We start from the raw sequence: 18,588 nt of genomic DNA, 5'->3' as shown, positions 1-18,588 counted from the left end.
CGACCCAGGACTGACGGAGGCATGACCGCACCGCTGCACGAACCCCACCCGTCCGGTCCGGGGCGTGTGCTGCCCGACACCCAGCAGGGCATGCGCCGCCGCAACCTGGCCCGGGTGATGCACACCGTCGGCTCCGAGGGGCCGCTCTCCCGGGCCGCCGTCGCCTCCCGGATCGGACTGACGCGTGCCGCGGTGTCGACCCTCGTCGACGAGCTGATCCGCTCGGGCCTGCTGGAGGAGCTGGGCCCCGAGCGGCCAGGACGGGTGGGCCGGCCCGGTTCGGCGCTGGCCGTCAGCGCCCACGGCCCGGCCGGCCTCGGCGCCGAGATCGGCGTCGACCACCTCGCGGTGTGCGCGGTCGATCTGCGGGGCGCGGTCCGGGCGAGCGCCGTACGGCACGGCGCGAACCGCGGACGCGCCGCCGAACCGGTGATCCGGGAACTGACCGAGCTGGTGCGCGGCGTCGTCGCGGAGGCCGAGGGACAGGGCCTGTGGCCGGCGGGGCTCGCGGTGGCCGTGCCCGGTCTGGTGGCCCGCGACGGCCGTACGGTCGTGCGCGCCCCGAACCTCGAATGGCACGACGTCGACCTCGGGGCCCTGCTGCCCGAACATCCGCCCCTGACCGTGGACAACGAGGCCAACTTCGGCGCCCTGGCCGAACTCTGGCTCGGCGAGGGCACACCGCGCGACTTCCTGCATGTGTCGGCGGAGATCGGCATCGGCGCGGCGGTCGTCGTGGAGGGGCAACTGCTGCGCGGAACCAGGGGTTTCGCGGGCGAACTGGGGCATGTGCCGGTACGGCCGGAGGGGTTGCCGTGTCCGTGTGGGGGGCGCGGCTGTCTGGAGCAGTACGCCGGTGAGGGGGCGGTACTGCGGGCCGCCGGTCTGGAACCGGGCGAGGACCGGGTCGGCCTGCTCGCGGGGCGCGCGGCCGAGGGCGACGCCGCTGTACGGGGCGCGCTGCGTGACGCGGGCGCCGCGCTCGGGGTCGCGCTGACCGGAGCGGTCAATCTGCTGGACCCCGAGAGCGTGGTGCTCGGCGGCGCGCTGGCCGGGCTCGCGCCCTGGCTGCTTCCCTCACTGGAGGCCGAACTGGACGGCCGGACCTCGGGTGCGGCCTGTCCGGTGTCGGTGTCCCGGCTGGGCTCCGAGGGACCACTGCTGGGCGCCGCGCACTGGGTGGTGCGGGGGGTACTGGACGATCCGGCGGCGGTGGCGGCGGCGCGGGCCTGAGCCTGTGGCGGGGCGGGCCCGAGCCTGCGGCAGCAGTGGCGGCGGTCCGGACCTGAGCCTGCGGCGCCCCCGCTCAAGCCACGGTCCGCGCACCCGAACCACGCCTCCCCCGGCCCGGTTCACCCCCACGGGTGGCCAGGTTTTCCACACCCCGCGCCCTGTCCACCGACCGACGGCGCCCTCGGCCGGCCAACCCCCGCACGCCGTACCGTGATTCACGCGAGGCGCTCCCGCCCCGCACCCGGTACGCGCCCCCCGCCGCGCCGACCGGCCAGCACCCGCACCTGCGCCGTCCGCGAAGGGGAGGCACCACCTCACATGCAACGGGCCCAACCACCGACCAGTACAGGGCGAGCCGGCCGACGACTCCTGCTCAGGGGAGCGGCCCTGGCCGCCGTGCCCTACGCCCTGCTCCCCGAGCCGCGGGCGGGGGCACACATACCGGCTCCCGACCACCCCACCGCCGAGTGGCAGCCCGCGAACGCGTCCAACTTCACCACCGCCCGCCGTCCCGTCGACCACCGTGTGGACCTGGTCGTCGTCCATGTCACGCAGACCGGCTACCGCAGCACCCTGAGCGTGTTCAGGAACCCGCGGAAGAAGGTGTCCGCGCACTACGTCGTCCGTTCCTCCGACGGACATGTGGCGCAGTGCGTCCGTGAGTCGGACATCGCCTGGCACGCCGGGGACTGGGACCACAACACCCGCAGCATCGGCATCGAACACGAGGGCTGGGTGGACCGACCCGCGTACTTCACCGACGTCCTGTACGCGAGGTCGGCCGCGCTGACCGCGGCGATCTGCGCCCGACACGGCATCCCGAGAGACAGGAGGCACATCATCGGCCACTACGAGGTGCCCGGTACCGACCACACCGACCCGGGCCCGCACTGGGACTGGGAGCGTTACCTCGCGCTCGTCGAGGCCGCGTGAGCAGGGCGAGGGGTCAGTCGTACGGGTGACCGCGGTCGAAAAGGTTGTCCGGGCCCGCACTCGGAGTGACGATGTCCCCACAGCGCATCGCCGTCCGGGGAGGCCGAGTTGACCGATGAGTGGGTGGCCCTGGAGCCGGGGGCCGACCCTGCCGAACGCGCGCGGATGCTCCGCCGCGCGCATGAGACGTTCACGCTGGCGGGCACGGTGCCGAAGCCGGTGCGCGCCGTGGTGGCCGACTCGTGGCGCCGTTCCGCGAGAGCGGGCGTGGGGCCCGACGGGGCGGCGAGCGTGGAGCTCCTCGACAGCGACCTGGGCGCCTACCGCGCGGAGCATCCGCTGGCCCGGGTGATGCCGTTGTTCCGTGAGCTGATGGGCTCGTTCGCGGCGGACGGGGAGCATCTGCTGGCGGTGTGCGACGAGCACGGCCGGCTGCTGTGGGTGGAGGGGCATCCCAGCACACGGCGCAAAGCGGGCCGGATGAACTTCGTCCCCGGCGCCCGCTGGTCGGAGGCGGCGGTCGGGACGAACGCGCCGGGCACCGCGGTGGCGGTCGGCCGGCCGGTCCAGGTGTTCGCGGCGGAGCACTTCATCCGGCGGGTGCAGCCCTGGACGTGTGCGGCGGCACCGGTGCACGACCCGCGCACCGGGCGGGTGCTCGGGGCGGTCGACATCACCGGCGGCGACGGCCTGGCGCATCCGCACAGCCTCGGCTTCGTACAGGCCGTCGCGAGGGCGGCCGAGTCCCATCTGGCGCTGCTCGAACCGGCGGGGCCGACGGCCGACACGCACGAGCTGTCCGCGCTGGGCCGCGACGAGGCCCAACTGACCACCGGTGGCCGCCGGATGCGGCTCAGCCGGCGGCACAGCGAGATCCTCGTGCTGCTGGCCCGCCATCCGGAGGGGCTGACCGGCGACGAGCTGCTGTGCGCGCTGTACGAGGACGAGTCGGTGACCCCGGTGACCCTGCGGGCCGAACTCGCCCGGCTGCGGCGGATCCTGGGCCCGGCGCTGCTGGCGTCGCGGCCCTACCGGCTCACCGTGCCGGTCGAGTGCGACGTGTTCGTGGTGGAGCGGCGGCTGGCGGCGGGGGCGGTCAGTTCGGCGGCGGCCGCGTACACCGGTCCGCTGCTGCCGGGCTCCCAGGCGCCGGCGGTGGTACGGGTCAGACGACGGCTCGCCGACGGACTGCGTTCGGCGCTGATCGCCCGCCGGGACCCCGATCTGCTGGCGGACTGGGCGCACGCGGCGTGGGGCGAGGACGACCTCGACGTGTGGCGCGCCCTGGCCGCCGTACGTCCGACGGCCACGGTCCGCTCGCGGCTCGCGGCCCTGGAGTCGGAGCTGGCGGCCCCGCCGGCCCGCGCACCACGCTGACGACGGCGACGGCGACGGCATGAGCGGTGGGCAGCACCCGCGCCGCGCAACGTCCTTGCAACCTCCCGCTGCCTAGCCTCGCGGCGAGAGCTGTCCAACGGCGGGCAGCGCTGCAGCAGGGAGGCAGGCCGGCATGACCCGTTACGCGGCACCCGGGACCGAGGGCGCGATCGTCTCCTACCAGGCGCGCTACGACCACTTCATCGGCGGTGAGTACGTGCCGCCGCTTCGGGGGCAGTACTTCGAGAACCCCTCCCCCGTGAACGGGCAGCCGTTCACCGAGATCGCGCGCGGCACGGCGGAGGACGTGGAGCGGGCCCTGGACGCGGCGCACGCGGCCGCCCCGGCCTGGGGCCGGACCTCGGTGACCGAGCGCTCCGACATCCTGCTGAAGATCGCCGACCGGATGGAGGCGAACCTGGAGCGGCTGGCGGTCGCCGAGAGCTGGGAGAACGGCAAGCCGGTGCGCGAGACGCTGGCGGCCGACATCCCCCTCGCCATCGACCACTTCCGCTACTTCGCGGGCGCGGTCCGGGCGCAGGAGGGCTCGCTCGGCGAGATCGACGACGACACGGTGGCGTACCACTTCCACGAGCCGCTCGGCGTGGTCGCGCAGATCATCCCGTGGAACTTCCCCATCCTGATGGCGACCTGGAAGCTCGCCCCCGCCCTCGCCGCGGGCAACGCGGTCGTGCTCAAGCCGGCCGAGCAGACCCCGGCCTCGATCCACTACTGGCTGAGCCTGATCTCCGACCTGCTGCCGGCGGGCGTGCTCAACGTGGTCAACGGCTTCGGCGTGGAGGCGGGCAAGCCGCTGGCGTCCAGCCCGCGGGTGGCGAAGGTGGCGTTCACCGGCGAGACCACGACCGGCCGGCTGATCATGCAGTACGCCTCGGAGAACATCACCCCGGTCACCCTCGAACTCGGCGGCAAGTCCCCGAACATCTTCTTCGAGGACGTCTGGCGGGCGGACGACGACTTCCGCGACAAGGCCCTCGAAGGGTTCACCATGTTCGCCCTGAACCAGGGCGAGGTGTGCACCTGTCCGTCGCGGGCGCTGGTACAGAGCGGCCACTACGCCGAGTTCATGGAGGCGGCGGTCGCCCGCACGGAGCTGATCAAGACGGGCCATCCGCTCGACACGGACACGATGATCGGCGCCCAGGCCTCCAACGACCAGTTGGAGAAGATCCTCTCCTACCTGGACATCGGCCGGCAGGAGGGCGCCCGGGTCCTCACCGGCGGGGAGCGCATCGAGCACGACGGCGAACTGAAGGGCGGCTACTACGTCCAGCCGACGATCTTCGAGGGCAACAACCGGATGCGGATCTTCCAGGAGGAGATTTTCGGCCCGGTGGTCTCGGTGACCTCCTTCGACGACTTCGACGACGCCATCAAGATCGCCAACGACACGCTGTACGGGCTGGGCGCGGGCGTGTGGACCCGGGACGCCAACACCGCCTACCGCGCCGGACGCGCGATCCAGGCGGGCCGCGTGTGGACCAACTGCTACCACGCCTACCCGGCACACGCCGCGTTCGGCGGGTACAAGGGCTCGGGCATCGGCCGCGAGACGCACAAGATGATGCTGGAGCACTACCAGCAGACCAAGAACCTGCTGGTCAGCTACTCGCCGAAGAAGCTCGGGTTCTTCTAGGGCTCGGCTCCTTTCCAGGGGAGGCGCCCACCGGGCACAGCTGCCCGGCGGGCGCCTCTCGGCCGGAACGGCCGGTCGTCGCGGGGTTCAGCGCGTCGGCACGGTGATCTCCCGTTTGAGGATCTTGCCGCTCGGGCCCAGCGGGAGCTGGTCCACGAGCTGTACGTGGCGCGGGTACTTGTAGGCGGCCACGCGGTCCTTGACGTACTGGCGCAGTTCGTCGGCGGTGGCCTCGGCGGTGGGGCGCAGGACGACCACGGCCGCGATCTCCTCGCCGAGTTCGGGGTGCGGGATGCCCAGTACCGCGGCCAGGGCGACGGCCGGGTGCTCGTGCAGGAGCTCCTCGATCTCGCGCGGGTAGACGTTGTACCCACCGCGGATGATCATGTCCTTCTTGCGGTCGACGATGTACAGGTAGCCGTCGTCGTCCCGGCGGGCGAGGTCACCGCTGCGGAGCCAGCCGTCGGGGACGGCGGCCTCGGTCTCCGCGGGGCGGTTCCAGTAGCCCTTCATCACGTTGGGGCCCCGCACGGAGAGTTCACCGATCTCGCCGGGGGCGACGTCCTGCCCCGTGTCGTCCAGGAGCCGCACCTCCACGTCGCGGATGGGGGTGCCGATGGAGCCGGCCTTGCGGGGGCGGTCGGGGTGGTTGAAGGTGACGACCGGGCTGGTCTCGGACATGCCGAAGCCCTCCAGCACCGGGCAGCCGAAGCGCCGCTCGAAGCCGTGCAGGATCTCCACCGGCAGGGAGGCGCCGCCGGAGATGCACATGCGCAGCGTGGAGACGTCCGCCTGCGAGGGGTGCTGGAGCAGCGCCGCGTACATGGTCGGTACGCCCTCGAAGACGGTGGCGCGCTCGCGGGCGATGGCCTCCAGTACGGCTCCCGGCTCGAACCGGGGGATCAGCACCAGCGAGGCGCCGCTGCGGACGGCCGTGCTCATGGTGCAGATCTGCCCGAAGATGTGGAACAGGGGCAGGCAGCCCACCACGACGTCGTCGGGGGTCATCCGCTGGATCTCGACGCCGTTGACCTCGGTGTTGTGGCGCAGACCGGCATGGGTGAGGACGGCGCCCTTGGGCCGGCCGGTGGTGCCGGAGGTGTAGAGCAGGACGGCCATGTCCTCGTCGTCGGTGTCGGCGAGCGCGGTCAGCGGCTCGTACCCGGCGAGCGTGGTGGCGAACGCGGTGGGTTCGACGGCGGTGTGCCGCACTCCCGCGGCGGCCGCGCCCTGGGCGCCCTCGCCCGGCGCCTGGTGCCACTCGAAGAGCCGGACCGCTCCGGAGTCGGCGAGGTGGAACTCCGTCTCCCTGGTCTTCAGCAGCGGGTTCATCGGAACCACGACCGCTCCGGCGCGCAGGGCTCCGTAGTAGAGGACGACGAACTCGGGGACGTTGGGCAGCATCAGCGCCACCCGGTCGCCCGGTCGCACTCCCTCGGCCCTGAGCAGGGCGGCGGCGCGTGCGGTGCGGTCGTCCAGCTCCGCGTAGGTGATGACCTGTTCCCCCAGGCGCAGCGCGGGGCGCTCGGGCTGCTGCCGCGCCGTCTCCACGAGGAACCCTGCCAGATTGGCCATGCTCGCCTCCGTCACCCGGAACATCGAATGTTTACATCGCCGACATACTGTCGCCGCATTCGGCGGTTACCAATGGGCGCCCGGACAGCAGTCGCCCTCCGGGATTGTCCCGGGGAACAATTCGGGGCCGTTAAGCTGCGAAGATGGAACTTTCCGGCGTGGCGGCGGCGCTGTTGGCCCGGCTTCCCGAGCTGGGTGGGCGGATGGCGCTGCGGATCCGCTCGGAAGTCGACGCCTACCAGGACGAGTCCCTGATCCCCCTGGAGTCGCTGCGCCGGTCCTGCACCGCCAACGCGGACCTCATCCTCAGCCATCTGCGCCTCGGCGGCACCCCGGACGCGAGTTCGGCGCGCGAGACCGGGCGGGTGCGGGCCGAGCAGGGCGTTCCGCTGGCGGACACCCTGCACGCGTACCGGATCGGTTCCGAGCTGCTGTGGACGGAGATCCTCGCCGAGGCGCGGACCCGCCCGGAGGTCACCGACGCCCAGTTGGTCGCGCAGTCCACGGGGTTCTGGGCGCTGTCCGGTCTGTACGCCGAGGCCGTGGCGGTGGCCTATCGGGAGACGGCGGCGGAGCTGACCTCGCGGGGGCAGGCCAGGCGCTCGGCCCTGGTGGAGGCGTTGTTCACCGGCATCATCACCGACCGCACCCTGTGGGAGGCCGCCCGTGAGCTGGGGCTGCCCGAGCACGGCCCGTACGCGGTCGCCGTCGCGGAGGCCGCGGCACCGGGCGAGGAGCCGCTGGCGGGGGTCGAGGCCGCGCTGCGGGCGGCGGAGCTGCCCTCCGCCTGGCGGCTGCTGCCCGACCAGCAGCTCGTCCTGATCGCCCTGCCCTCGACGACGGCGGAGAGCACATGCCTGCGCATCCTGCGCGGCACCCGCGCCCGGGTGGGCTTCAGCCCCTGTTTCCGCTCGCTGCGGGAGACCCCGCGGGCCCTGCGCTTCGCCCGGCTGGCCCTGTCCGGGTCGGCGGGTCCCGGCCCGGGTGTGGCCCGCTTCGACGACAACCCGCTGGCCATGGTGGTGGCGGCGGCCCCGGCCGAGGCCGCCCATCTGGTGGAGGTGGTCCTCCAGCCGGTGCTCGACCTGCCGGCCGGGGAGCGGTCGCGTCTGCTGCGGACGCTGGAGCACTGGTTCGCCGCCGCGGGTTCGGCCGCCGCCGCGGCCCAGAGTCTCTTCGTGCATCCCAACACCGTCCGTTACCGTCTGCGGCGCGTCGAGGAACTCACGGGCCGCTCCCTCACCGATCCCCGGGCGACGGCGGACATCGGCGCGGCGGTCCTGGCCGTACGCAACCCGGCGAGCGGCCTCACCGACCCCGGGAGCGCGGGCGCGGGCCGGCCGGAGGCGCCTTGAGCGCCTGCCGGGTGCCGCACGGGTTCCGGTCTCGCGTTCATCCACCGTCCGGGGCCCTATTCCCGGCGCTGGCGCAGTACGGCCGCGAGCATGGTGATGAGGACGCCGGCGACCGCCCACGCCGACAGGACCAGCAGGGACGAGGTCATGTCGTTGCCGTGGAAGTAGGAGATCGAGCGGGCGGCCCAGGTGCCCGCGCCCGGTGGCAGGGCCGGGCCGATCGCCTCCCAGAACGGCGGGAGCATCGGCGCGGGGAAGGCGCCGCCGGCGCTCGGGTTGCCGGCGATCACGATCAGCAGGATCGCCAGGCCGATGCCGACCACCCCGAAGAGTCCCTGGAGGGCCAGCGTGGCGGCGCCGACGGCGAAGATGAGCAGCGCGCCCAGCCCCCACAGGGCCCACACGCCGCCCGGCAGGGCGCCCAGGATCGGCCCGACGATGATCGCGCCGCCGAGTCCGCCGACCAGTGAGACCAGCGTCATCGTGCCCAGGCGCGTCGCCGCGCGGACGGGGTTGGCCGGACGGGCACCGGAACTGATCGCCAGGATCGACGCACACAGGTAGGCGCCGACGCACCAGCCGATGACCAGGTAGAACGAGGACAGGCTGTTGAAGTCGTGGCGGGAGGTGGGGGCCACGTCGACGGTGCGGACGGTGCGGCCCTCGCTCTTCTCCAGGGTGCTCACGAGCGTGTCCAGCGCGAGGGAGAGGGCCCGTCCGCCGCCCGAGGCGACGAGCAGGGTGTCGGTGGTTCCGGACGGGCGCACCACCAGGGCCCCGTCGATCTGCCGGTTCTCGATCTGCTCCCGCGCCGCCTGCTCGTCGGGCAGGGCCCGCGGGTCCAGGGGCGCACCGGGCAGTTCCTCCAGCCGGGTCACGGTGCGCTCGGCCAGGGTCTGGGGTGCTACGACGCCGAAGGGCACGTCCTTCAGTCTGGGTTCGTGCAGGGCGCCCACGTAGGAGGCGATGAAGAGCAGCTGAAGGGCGATGACCCCGATCACCAGGACCGTCGCCCGCAGGGTCACGGCGTCCTTCACCTCGGAGAAGGTGCTCTGTTTCATGAGTCAACGGTCGGCGACGGCATGCCCGGCCGCAGGCGGGAGGGGCCCGAACGGTGTCATCCGCAACGGCCCGTGCTCCGGCGCCTCACCCCGTACGATGTATGCACCATTTACATGCAGGTATCATGCAAGCACCGTAAACATGAGGAAGTGCCGCCGATGTCGCAGACCAGTACGTATCACCACGGTGATCTGCGCGCCGCCTGTCTGCGGGCGGCGCGGGAGCTGCTGGAGGAGGACGGCAGCGCCGCCCTCTCACTGCGCGCGGTGGCCCGCCGGGCCGGCGTGTCGGCGACCGCCCCCTACCGTCACTACGCGGACCGCGACGCCCTCGTCTCGGCGGTCGCCGCAGAGGGTTACCGCGAACTCGCCCAGCAACTGGCGGCGGCGCACCCCCGGCCGTCCGCCCCCGACGACCTCGCCGCCGTCGCCGTGGCCTACGTGCGGTTCGCGCTCGACCACCCGGCCCTGTTCCGGGCGATGTTCGCGGAGCCCTGCGACCCCACCAGCGAGGAACGGGTCGCCGCGACCGCCGTCATGAACGACTACGTCCACGGCCTGGTCCGCGACGCGTTCCCCGACATGGACGACACCGACGCCCTGGCGACCACCGTCTGGGCCCTCGTCCACGGCCTGGCCTTCCTCCACCTCGACGGCAAGCTCGACAGCTCCACCCCCGAGGCGGTCGCCACGCAGGTCCGCGCCTCCGTGCACGCGCTCTTCGGCATGGCCCGCGCCACCCCGGGCGCCGGCGCCGACGGGCGGCTGACCGCCCGGTTCAGCCATTCCTGAGCGCCGGGGAGTCAGGCGCCCCGGGCGGAGTCCTCGACGTCGGGCGAGCCGGCCGAGGCCCGGTGCTCGCGCCAGTCGATGACGATCTGCTCCAGCTTGGGCATGACGAAGAGCCCAAAGTCCCGCATGTCCGTCAGCCGGGCACGCCCTGCGGTGTTGGAGGCGTCGAGCAGTTCGACGTCCTCGACGGCACTCTTCGCGAACTCCCGCAGCCAGAGGCTGCGGATGGCGAAGACGTCGGGCCACGGGTCCTCGCGGACCCGGTAGAGGTCCCGGCGTGAACCGGGCTGGTTCTCGCGGCTGATCAGTCCGATGCGGACGAGTCCCTGCAGCGCCGTGGAGACGGTGCCGGAGCTGATGGAAAGATTCTGGCCGATCTCCGCGGCCGTCAACGCACCCTTCGAGGACACCAGAAGGGCGGCGAAGACCCGCGCGGACATGCGCGGAAGTCCCGTCTCGGCGAACCTGCTCGCGAGCCGTTCCACGGCACGGGCCTCCCCCGCGACCGCCCCGTCCGACCCCCCGGGCTCGCCGCTCACCGACTCTGCATTGCCTATGGCCACGTGTACCGCACCTCCTGGCGCAACTCTAACCGGCCATTCGATGTTCTTCCAGTTCTCGCACATTTCAAAATATTCAAGTACCGTTAAAATCATGACGCCACCCATCTCAATCTCCTCACTGGTCAAGACGTTCGGTCCCGCCCGAGCCCTTGACGGGCTGGACCTCAGCGTCGAGGCCGGGGAGGTGCACGGATTCCTGGGCCCCAACGGCGCGGGCAAGACGACCACCATCCGCATCCTGCTGGGCCTGCTCCGCTACGACAGCGGCAAGGTGACGCTGCTCGACGGCGATCCGTGGGCGGACGCCGTCGAGTTGCACAAACGGCTCGCCTACGTCCCCGGCGACGTGACCCTCTGGCCCACCCTCTCCGGCGGCGAGGTCATCGACCTGCTCGGCCGGTTACGGGGCGGCGCGAGCCGCAAGCGGCGGGACGAACTCATCGAGCGGTTCGAACTGGATCCGAAGAAGAAGGGCCGCGCCTACTCCAAGGGCAACCGCCAGAAGGTGGCCCTCGTGGCCGCCCTCGCCTCCGACGTCGAACTGCTCATCTTCGACGAACCGACCTCCGGGCTCGACCCGTTGATGGAGTCGGTCTTCCAGGACTGCATCCGCGAGGAGCGCAGCCGCGGCCGTACGGTCCTGCTCTCCAGCCACATCCTGTCCGAGGTCGAGCAGTTGTGCGACCGGGTCAGCATCATCCGCAGCGGCCGTACGGTGGAGTCGGGCAGCCTCGCCGAACTGCGCCATCTCACCCGCACCTCGATCCAGGCCGAGCTGACCGAGTCGGTCGACGGCCTGACCCGCCTCCCCGGCGTGCACAACGTGCAGTTGAGGAGCGAGGACCGGCGCACGGTCACCTTCGACGTCGACTCCGGTGACCTCAACACCGCGGTCCAGCATCTGACGACCCTGGGCCTGCGCAGCCTCGTCAGCCGGCCGCCCACCCTCGAAGACCTGTTCATGCGGCACTACACCACCGCGCAGGACCGGGACGACGCCCAGGCGGAGGCCAAGCGGTGAGGGACTACGCGGGTACCTGGACGCTGCTGCGTCTCGCCCTTCGCCTCGACCGCGTCCGGGCCAGCGCGTGGATCATCGGCATCGTGCTGTTCACCACGGCGTCCGCCCAGAGCAACAACGACCTGTACAGCACGCCCGAGGAGCGGCAGAACCTCGCCACGACGGTCGAGACCAACCCGGCGATGCTCGCCCTCGGCGGCCGCGCCTTCGACCTGACGACGACCGGCGGCATCAACGCCTACCAACTGGTCGCCTTCATGGCCACGATCATCGGCCTGATGAGCATCCTCATGGTCGTGCGGCACACCCGCGCCGAGGAGGAGAGCGGCCGGGCCGAGCTGGCCGGTTCCGCGGTCCTCGGCCGCAGGGCCTGGCTCGCCAGCTCGCTTCTGCTGGTCACCGGGATGAACCTGGTCATCGCCCTGTTCCTCGGCCTCGGCCTGCAGTCCACCGACCTGCCCGCCGAGGGTTCCTGGTGCTTCGCCCTGGGCTGCGCGGGCGTCGGCGTGTTCTTCGCCGTCGTCGCGGGGATCACCGCCCAGCTCACCGAGCACACCCGTTCCGCGACGGGCATGGCCTCCGCCGTCCTGGGCCTGGCGTACCTGCTGCGCGCCACCGGTGACGCGGCGAGCGCCTCCGACGACGGGCCGTCCTGGCTGACCTGGCTCTCCCCCATCGGCTGGGCCGAGATGATGCGCCCGTACACCGACGAGGACTGGGTGGTGGGCCTGCTGTTCGTCGGCTCCGTCGCCGTGCTGGTCCCCGCGGTCGGCGTGCTCATCGGCAGGCGGGACATCGGCGCGGGCGTGCTGCGGCCCACGCTCGGACCGGTCGAGGCGTCGACCTCGCTGCGTTCCCCGCTCGCGCTGGCCTGGCGTCTGCAGAAGGGCTCGATGCTGGGCTGGGGGATCGGATTCGTCATCGTGGGCGCCGCGTTCGGCGGTGTCGCCGACGGCATGGTCGACGTCGCCAAGGACAACCCCGACATCGACGAACTGCTGCGCGACCTCGGCGGCACCGGCAGCATCGTCGACGTCTTCCTGGCCACCATCACCTCGCTCATCGCCGTCGTCGTCGGCGCCTACGCCGTCCAGTCGGCGCTGCGGCTCTCGGGCGAGGAGTCCGCGCACCGTGTCGATCCGGTGCTGTCGACGCCCGTGCAGCGCATCAACTGGGCGGGCAGTCATCTGACGGTCGCCGCCGTCGGATCGGTGGTCATGCTCTTCGCGGCCGGACTGGCGGCGGGACTGGCCCACGGGCTCAACAGCGGCGACGTCGCGGGCGAGGTACCGCGCGTGCTGGGCGCCGCGCTGGCGCAGGTGCCGGCCGTGTGGACGCTGATCGGCCTGTGCGCGCTGCTCTTCGGGCTGTTGCCGCGCTACACCGTCGTCGCCTGGGTGGCGCTGGCGTTCGTGCTGGTCATCGGACAGTTCGGGGAGGTGCTCAAGGTGGACCAGGCGATCATCAACCTGTCCCCCTTCACCCACGTCCCCGACATGCCGTCGGCCGACTTCGAGGCGGCACCGCTGCTGGCGCTGGCCCTGCTCGCGGGCGTACTCGTCGCGGTCGGGCTCGGCGGGTTCAGGCGGCGCGACGTGGCGTGAGGAGGTGGGGGCGGGACCTGTCCGGGCCCCTGGGCCGGTGGGCCCCTGGACCGTCGGGCCCTGTGGGATCCGCTGGTTCCGCCCCCGCTGTCGCGGCCCGCTCAGTGGGTCCTGCTGCCCGAGCGGGCGGCCTCCCGCATCTGCGCGGCGACATGGCGGGCGATACGCCGGTCGTGCTCGGTCTCCGCGGGCAGCGCCATGAACAGGGCCTTCGAGCGGGCGGCCAGCGGTTCCGCCACCCCCCGGTCGGTGATCACGTACGGCTTCCCGGACCGTACGCCCTCCACCAGCATCTCGCCGACCGCGTCCGGGGAGATGCCGAGCTGTTGGAGATAGAAGTCCTGTTCGCCGAGGAGCCTCTCCCGGTCCTGCTCCTGCTCGGCCGTGAGCCCGAGGTCGCCGTCGATACGGCTGCGGGCGGCCCGGCTGGTGGCGACCATGCTCGTGGCCACCAGCCCCGGGCAGAGCACCGTCACCCCGATCGGGTGCCCCTCGTGGCCCAACTGCCGGGACAGACCCTCGGACAGGCCGATCACCCCGGCCTTGGTGCCCTCGTACATGTAGCCCCCCTGGCCGCCCTGGGGCGCGAGCCCGGCCGTGGAGGCGGTGTTGACGACGTGCGCCGGCTCCCCGCGGGCGATCATCCGGGGCAGGAAGGTCTGGAGACCGTTGACGACGCCTCCGATGTTGACCCCCAGCAGCAGGTCCCACAGCTCGTAGCTCATGGCGCTGACCGGATAACTCCCGCCGATACCGGCGTTGTTGAAGAGCAGGGTGACCGGGCCGAGCCGCTCCTCGGCCTCGTCGGCAACCCGCGCGAAGGCGTCGCGGTCGGTGACGTCCAGCGCGAAGGTGGCCACGTCCGTCACCGTCGACAGTTCCTTGCCCGCCTCGGCGAGCGGATCGACGTCGATGTCGGCGAGGGCCAGCCGTACGCCCCGCTTGGCCAGGGCCCGGGCCAGGCCGAGCCCGATGCCCTGCGCACCACCGGTGATGAAGGCCGTCCGCCCCTCCAGTTCGAGCACTGCCGTTCCTCTCCTCTGTATGGCTTTCGTCGGTTTCGGGTCCGGAGGTCAGGGCCGCTCGGGAAGATCTCGCAGCCAGGTGTCGACGGCTTGAGCGGTGCTCGCCGCGAACTCCCCCTCCATCAGCGTGAAGTGGTCCCCCGGGGCTTCGATGGCCGTGTGCTCGAAGCCCCAGTCGGCGCGCCGCCAAAAGCCCTCCGGTCCCAGCGGGTCGGCCGCCCGCACGAGCAGCGTGGGCGCCGCCAACTCCGCCTGGCGGAAGTCGAGATAGAGGTAGCGGGCGCGGGCGGTGACCCAGGCGTCGCCCCAGTTCTCGTCCTGGTGCTCACCCTCCCCGACCCGGTCCAGCAGCCCGCTCAGGACGCCGGCGGCCCATGGGTCCAGGTCGAACCCGCCGGCGGTGTCCCACCAATGGGTGTCGACCATCACCAGCGCCGCCGCGCCGGACCCGGTCTCCTCCAGATGGCGGGCGACCGCGCTCGCGATCAGCCCTCCGCTGGAGTAGCCGAGCAGGGCGTACGGTTCGTCCCCGGCGTTCTGCCGGATCGCCTCGGCCAGGGTCCGCACCAGGGCGTCCAGGTCGGCGGGGATCGGCTCGCCGCTCATGAAACCCGGCAGCGCGAGCGCGGAGACGGTACGGCGCTCCCGGAGCGCGGACGCGAACGGCAGGTACTGGTAGACGCTGGGCTTCCAGGCGAAGGTCGGGAAGCAGATCAGCTGGGGCGCCCGGCCGCCCCGCGCCAGTGAGGTGAGCTGAGGAAGCTTCGCCAGCTCGGCCGGACCCGTGAACGAGTCACGGAAGTCGGCCGCCGTCCTCAGCACCGGGCCGATCTCCGCGAACCGCCCCTCCCGGCAGGCCCGGACGAAGATGCCGCTGAGCGAGTCCGGGTCGGTGACCCGCGCCGCCGCGGGAGGCGCCGCGGCGGCGCCCTCCGCGGCCTCGACACCGTCCGCGAGTTCCGCCGCGAAGTACGCGGCCAGCGCCTGCGGTGTGCGGTGCTCGAAGATGAGTGTCGCGGGCAGGGTGAGTCCCGTGGCGGCACCGAGACGGTTGCGCAGCTCGACGGCGGTGAGCGAGTCGAAGCCCAGGGACGAGAACTCGAGCGTCGTGTCCAGCACGGTGGCATCTGTATGTCCGAGCACCGCCGCGACATGGCTGCGGACCAGCTCGCCGAGCACCTCGTCCCGCCCGGCCCGGTCCAGCCCGGCGAGTCGCCGGGCCAGCCCCGAGGCCGACTCCACGACGCCGTTGGCCGCGGTACCGCGACGCCGCCGGGACACCGTCACCAACTCCCGCAGGAACGGCGGCACCTGTTGCGCGGAGCGGCCGCGCAACACCGCGGGGTCGAGCGCGGCGGCCACCGTGACGGCGCCAGGTGTCGCCGTGGCCGCGTCGAAGAGGGCGAGTCCACGTTCCGAGGTCAGCGGCAGCATCCCGCCCTGGGCCATCCGCGCCTGCTCCTGCTCCCCGAGGTTGCCGGTGAGGGCGCTGGTCTGCTCCCAGTAGCCCCAGGCGAGGGAGGTGGCGGGCAGGCCGTGGGCGTGGCGGTGGTGGGCGAGGGCGTCGAGGAAGGTGTTGGCGGCGGCGTAGTTGGCCTGTCCGGGCGAGCCGAAGACTCCGGCCGCGGAGGAGTAGAGGGCGAAGAAGGCCAGGTTCTGGTCTCGGGTCAACTCGTGCAGGTTGACGGCGGCTTGAGCCTTCGGACGCCAGACCTCCGCGAGCTGCTCGGGAGTGAGGGAGGTGACCAGACCGTCGGCGAGGACACCGGCCGCGTGGACGACTCCCGTGAGGTTACGGCCGTCCAGGAGCGCGGCGAGCTGCGCGCGGTCGGCGGCATCACAGGCAGCCACTTCGGCCTGGGCACCCAACTCGGCTAGTTCCGCCATGAGTTCGGAAGATCCTGAATCCCCCCTCCGGCTGATGAGCAGGAGGTTGCGCACGCCGTGGTCGGTCACCAGGTGGCGGGCCAGCAGGCCGCCCAGGGTTCCGGTTCCTCCGGTGATCAGGACCGTGCCATCAGGGTCGAGGGCGGGAGGCATGGTGAGGACGACCTTGCCGACGTGCCTCGCCTGACTCATGAAGCGAAATGCCTCCGGCGCCCTGCGCACGTCCCACGTCCGCACCGGCAGCGGCTCCAACGCGCCGACGGCGAACAGGCGCATCAACTCGCGCAGTGTTCCCTGGATGCGCTCCGCACCCGCCTCGCTCAGCTCGAAGGGGGTGTACTGGATTCCGGGCCGCTCGGCCGCGAGCTGTTCGGGGTCGCGGATGTCCGTTTTACCCATCTCGACGAAACGGCCTCGGGGAGCGAGGAGTTCGAGAGAGGCGTCCACGTACTCGCGGGCCAGGGAGTTGAGGACGATGTCGACGCCGTTGGTGGATTGCTGGAACTTCTCCCGGAAGTCGAGGTCGCGGGAGGAAGCGATCTGGTCGTCCGACAGACCGAGGCCGCGCAGGACACCCCACTTGGCGGGGCTCGCGGTGGCGAGCACGGTCGCACCGAAGTGACGGGCCAGCTGGACGGCCGCCATACCGACCCCGCCGGCGCCCGCATGGACGAGGACCCTGTCGCCCTCCCGGACCGAAGCGAGATCGACCAGACCGTAGTACGCCGTCAGGAACACCACCGGCACCGACGCCGCCTGCTCGAAGCTCCAGTGCTCGGGGATCGGGACCACGAGCCGGGCGTCCGTCACGACTCGTGGGCCGAAACCCTCGGTCATCAGGCCCGTCACCCGGTCGCCGGGGGTGATGCCGGTGACCTCGGCGCCGACCTCCACCACCACGCCGGCTGCCTCACTCCCGAGCACCGGCCGGCCCGGATACATGCCCAGAGTCAGCAGTACATCACGGAAGTTGACGCCCGCGGCTCGCACGTCGACGCGGATCTCACCGCCCGTGAGGGGTGCGTCCGCCTCGGGGGCCGGTACGAGTGCGAGGCCGTCCGGGGTACCGCTGCCCGTGGCGTCCAGCCGCCAGACATCCACGTCCTCGGGCGGCGTCAGGGTGCCGTCGGGGCCGGGGCGCACCAGCCTGGGCACGAGGGTCCTCCCACGGCGCACGGCGACCTGGCCCTCTCCGGCGTCCAGCGCGGCCGTGACGGCCGCCGGGAGCAACTCGGCGTCCCCGGCGCCCGGTTGCTGCTCCGGGTCGAGGTCGACGAGGAGGAACCGGCCCGGATGCTCGGACTGCGTGGAGCGGATCAGCCCCCAGAGCGGGGCCGCGGCCAGGTCGGTGAGGCTCTCGTCGCCCCCCGCGGACGTGGCGCCCCTGGTGACGAACACCAGGCAGGAGTCGGTGAGCCCGTCCTCGGCAAGCCACTCCTGCACGACAGCGAGAACCTGGGCCGTCATCCGCTCGCCCGACGCGAGCGCGAGGGCCGGAGACCGCGGGGATGTGTCGGGGGCCGGAGTGACGGTAGACGGCGGGGTGGCGACCGGGCTGCCCGGTGTGAACAGGGCGACCTGTGGGGCGGGTACACCCCACTCCAGTACGCCCCGGACACCCGCGACGTCGAGATAGGCGTCGGCGGCCAGTCCCGCGCCCTGCACGGCGGCGCCCAGACCGTGCGGATCCTCACCGACCACGGCCCATGTGGCGTGGCGCACGGCCTCGGGGTCGCACGGTACCGGGGTCCACCGGACCCGGAACATGTCGTGGGTGCGGGGCGCCCGTGCCGCCGCCAACTGGGCCTGCGTGACCGGCCGTACCAGGAGGGACTCGACGGCGGCGACCGGCGCGCCGGTGCCGTCGGCGAGGTCCACACGCACCGCGTCCGCGTCCCCGCCCCGGAGCCGGACGCGCAGCCGGTCGGCACCGGAGGCGTAGAGGGTCACGCCGGTCCATGCGAAGGGCAGCCTCAACGCCTGCGCGGCGGCGTCCTGTTCGGACGCGGGTCGGCAGCCGTGGGCGTGCAGTGCTGCGTCGAGCAGCGCCGGGTGCAGGCCGAAGCGGACGGCATCGCTCTTCTGTCCCTCGGGGAGAACGACCTCCGCGTAGATGTCGGCACCGCGCCGCCAGACCGCGCGGAGGCCCTGGAACGCGGGACCGTATCCGTAGCCCGCTTCCGCGGCGGTGGCGTAGAAGCCCGAGACGTCCACGGCTTCGGAGCCGGTGGGGGGCCATGTCTCGGCGAACGGCTGCGGGACGGGCGGCTGTTCGGGCACCAGGGTGCCCTCCGCGTGCAACGTCCACTCCTCGTCGTCTCCCTCGGGCCGCGAGTGGACAAAGACGGCCCGGCGCCCGGTCCCGTCGGGCTCCTCGACGAAGATCTGCACCTGGGCGGCACCTTGCTCCGGGAGGACGAGGGGTGCCTGGAGGGTGAGTTCGGTGAGGTGGCCGCAGCCGACTTCGTCTCCGGCGCGGATGGCGAGTTCGACGAACGCGGTGCC

General features: G+C 72.4%; 13 protein-coding genes. 8 read left to right on the top strand and 5 right to left on the bottom strand.

Annotated elements, in window-relative coordinates; translation table 11 throughout:
- The first annotated feature begins 21 nt into the window (after positions 1-21).
- From ABT296_RS00065 to adh, 4 genes are all read left to right on the top strand, one after another.
- Positions 22-1,233, top strand: coding sequence for an ROK family protein (locus ABT296_RS00065; RefSeq protein ID WP_351922049.1), 1,212 nt, complete (start codon positions 22-24; stop codon positions 1,231-1,233).
- Positions 1,234-1,551: 318 nt separating this feature from the next.
- Positions 1,552-2,166, top strand: a complete 615-nt coding sequence (locus ABT296_RS00060) for an N-acetylmuramoyl-L-alanine amidase (protein ID WP_351922048.1) — start codon at positions 1,552-1,554, stop codon at positions 2,164-2,166.
- Positions 2,167-2,274: 108 nt separating this feature from the next.
- A complete protein-coding gene (locus ABT296_RS00055) occupies positions 2,275-3,543 on the top strand; it encodes a GAF domain-containing protein (protein WP_351922047.1) in 1,269 nt (422 codons plus the stop codon).
- Between the two features lie 133 nt (positions 3,544-3,676).
- Positions 3,677-5,200: an aldehyde dehydrogenase gene (gene adh / locus ABT296_RS00050; protein ID WP_351922046.1), complete on the top strand. Its 1,524-nt coding sequence runs from the start codon at positions 3,677-3,679 to the stop codon at positions 5,198-5,200.
- 87 nt (positions 5,201-5,287) lie between these two features.
- Here the strand turns inward: adh and ABT296_RS00045 are convergent, their stop codons facing one another.
- A complete protein-coding gene (locus ABT296_RS00045) occupies positions 5,288-6,775 on the bottom strand; it encodes a long-chain-fatty-acid--CoA ligase (protein WP_351922045.1) in 1,488 nt (495 codons plus the stop codon).
- Positions 6,776-6,918: 143 nt separating this feature from the next.
- On the opposite strand from ABT296_RS00045, the gene ABT296_RS00040 reads away from it, so the two are divergent.
- Positions 6,919-8,130 (top strand): PucR family transcriptional regulator, encoded by a 1,212-nt coding sequence (locus tag ABT296_RS00040; protein ID WP_351922044.1) that lies wholly within the window; start codon positions 6,919-6,921, stop codon positions 8,128-8,130.
- A 56-nt stretch (positions 8,131-8,186) separates the two neighbouring features.
- On the opposite strand, the gene ABT296_RS00035 is transcribed toward ABT296_RS00040, so the two are convergent.
- A complete protein-coding gene (locus ABT296_RS00035; protein ID WP_351922043.1) occupies positions 8,187-9,191 on the bottom strand; it encodes a DUF3533 domain-containing protein in 1,005 nt (334 codons plus the stop codon).
- A 159-nt stretch (positions 9,192-9,350) separates the two neighbouring features.
- Between ABT296_RS00035 and ABT296_RS00030 the strand changes: the two genes are divergently transcribed.
- Positions 9,351-9,983: a TetR/AcrR family transcriptional regulator gene (locus ABT296_RS00030; protein ID WP_351922042.1), complete on the top strand. Its 633-nt coding sequence runs from the start codon at positions 9,351-9,353 to the stop codon at positions 9,981-9,983.
- Positions 9,984-9,994: 11 nt separating this feature from the next.
- Here the strand turns inward: ABT296_RS00030 and ABT296_RS00025 are convergent, their stop codons facing one another.
- Positions 9,995-10,546 carry a GbsR/MarR family transcriptional regulator gene (locus ABT296_RS00025; RefSeq protein ID WP_351922041.1) on the bottom strand — a complete coding sequence of 184 codons (552 nt, stop codon included), beginning with the start codon at positions 10,544-10,546 and terminating at the stop codon, positions 9,995-9,997.
- Between the two features lie 91 nt (positions 10,547-10,637).
- Here ABT296_RS00025 and ABT296_RS00020 point away from each other — a divergent pair, with 91 nt between their 5' ends.
- Positions 10,638-11,567: an ABC transporter ATP-binding protein gene (locus tag ABT296_RS00020; protein ID WP_351922040.1), complete on the top strand. Its 930-nt coding sequence runs from the start codon at positions 10,638-10,640 to the stop codon at positions 11,565-11,567.
- Entirely contained in the window at positions 11,564-13,171 is a 1,608-nt protein-coding gene (locus ABT296_RS00015) for an ABC transporter permease (protein ID WP_351922039.1), read from the top strand. The genes ABT296_RS00020 and ABT296_RS00015 overlap by 4 nt, the downstream gene beginning before the upstream one ends.
- 101 nt (positions 13,172-13,272) lie before the next feature.
- On the opposite strand, the gene ABT296_RS00010 is transcribed toward ABT296_RS00015, so the two are convergent.
- Both ABT296_RS00010 and ABT296_RS00005 read right to left on the bottom strand, forming a co-directional pair.
- A complete protein-coding gene (locus ABT296_RS00010) occupies positions 13,273-14,196 on the bottom strand; it encodes an SDR family oxidoreductase (RefSeq protein WP_351922038.1) in 924 nt (307 codons plus the stop codon).
- Positions 14,197-14,244: 48 nt separating this feature from the next.
- Positions 14,245-18,588: SDR family NAD(P)-dependent oxidoreductase (locus tag ABT296_RS00005; RefSeq protein WP_351922037.1), on the bottom strand; the 4,344-nt coding region annotated here is incomplete at its 5' end.

The sequence above is a fragment of the Streptomyces sp. NPDC000983 genome (assembly GCF_040299205.1).
In the GTDB taxonomy this organism is placed as follows: domain Bacteria; phylum Actinomycetota; class Actinomycetes; order Streptomycetales; family Streptomycetaceae; genus Streptomyces.
The sequence above is the reverse complement of the archived record's forward strand: the minus strand, read 5'-3'. Positions and strand labels throughout refer to the sequence as shown.

Bases quoted from the DNA above. Each gene is read 5' to 3' on its own strand.
- ABT296_RS00065 (WP_351922049.1), top strand. From the start codon at position 22: ATGACCGCACCGCTGCACGAACCCCACCCGTCCGGTCCGGGGCGTGTG.
- ABT296_RS00060 (WP_351922048.1), top strand. From the start codon at position 1,552: ATGCAACGGGCCCAACCACCGACCAGTACAGGGCGAGCCGGCCGACGA.
- adh (WP_351922046.1), top strand. From the start codon at position 3,677: ATGACCCGTTACGCGGCACCCGGGACCGAGGGCGCGATCGTCTCCTAC.
- ABT296_RS00045 (WP_351922045.1), bottom strand. From the start codon at position 6,775: ATGGCCAATCTGGCAGGGTTCCTCGTGGAGACGGCGCGGCAGCAGCCC.
- ABT296_RS00040 (WP_351922044.1), top strand. From the start codon at position 6,919: ATGGAACTTTCCGGCGTGGCGGCGGCGCTGTTGGCCCGGCTTCCCGAG.
- ABT296_RS00035 (WP_351922043.1), bottom strand. From the start codon at position 9,191: ATGAAACAGAGCACCTTCTCCGAGGTGAAGGACGCCGTGACCCTGCGG.
- ABT296_RS00030 (WP_351922042.1), top strand. From the start codon at position 9,351: ATGTCGCAGACCAGTACGTATCACCACGGTGATCTGCGCGCCGCCTGT.
- ABT296_RS00020 (WP_351922040.1), top strand. From the start codon at position 10,638: ATGACGCCACCCATCTCAATCTCCTCACTGGTCAAGACGTTCGGTCCC.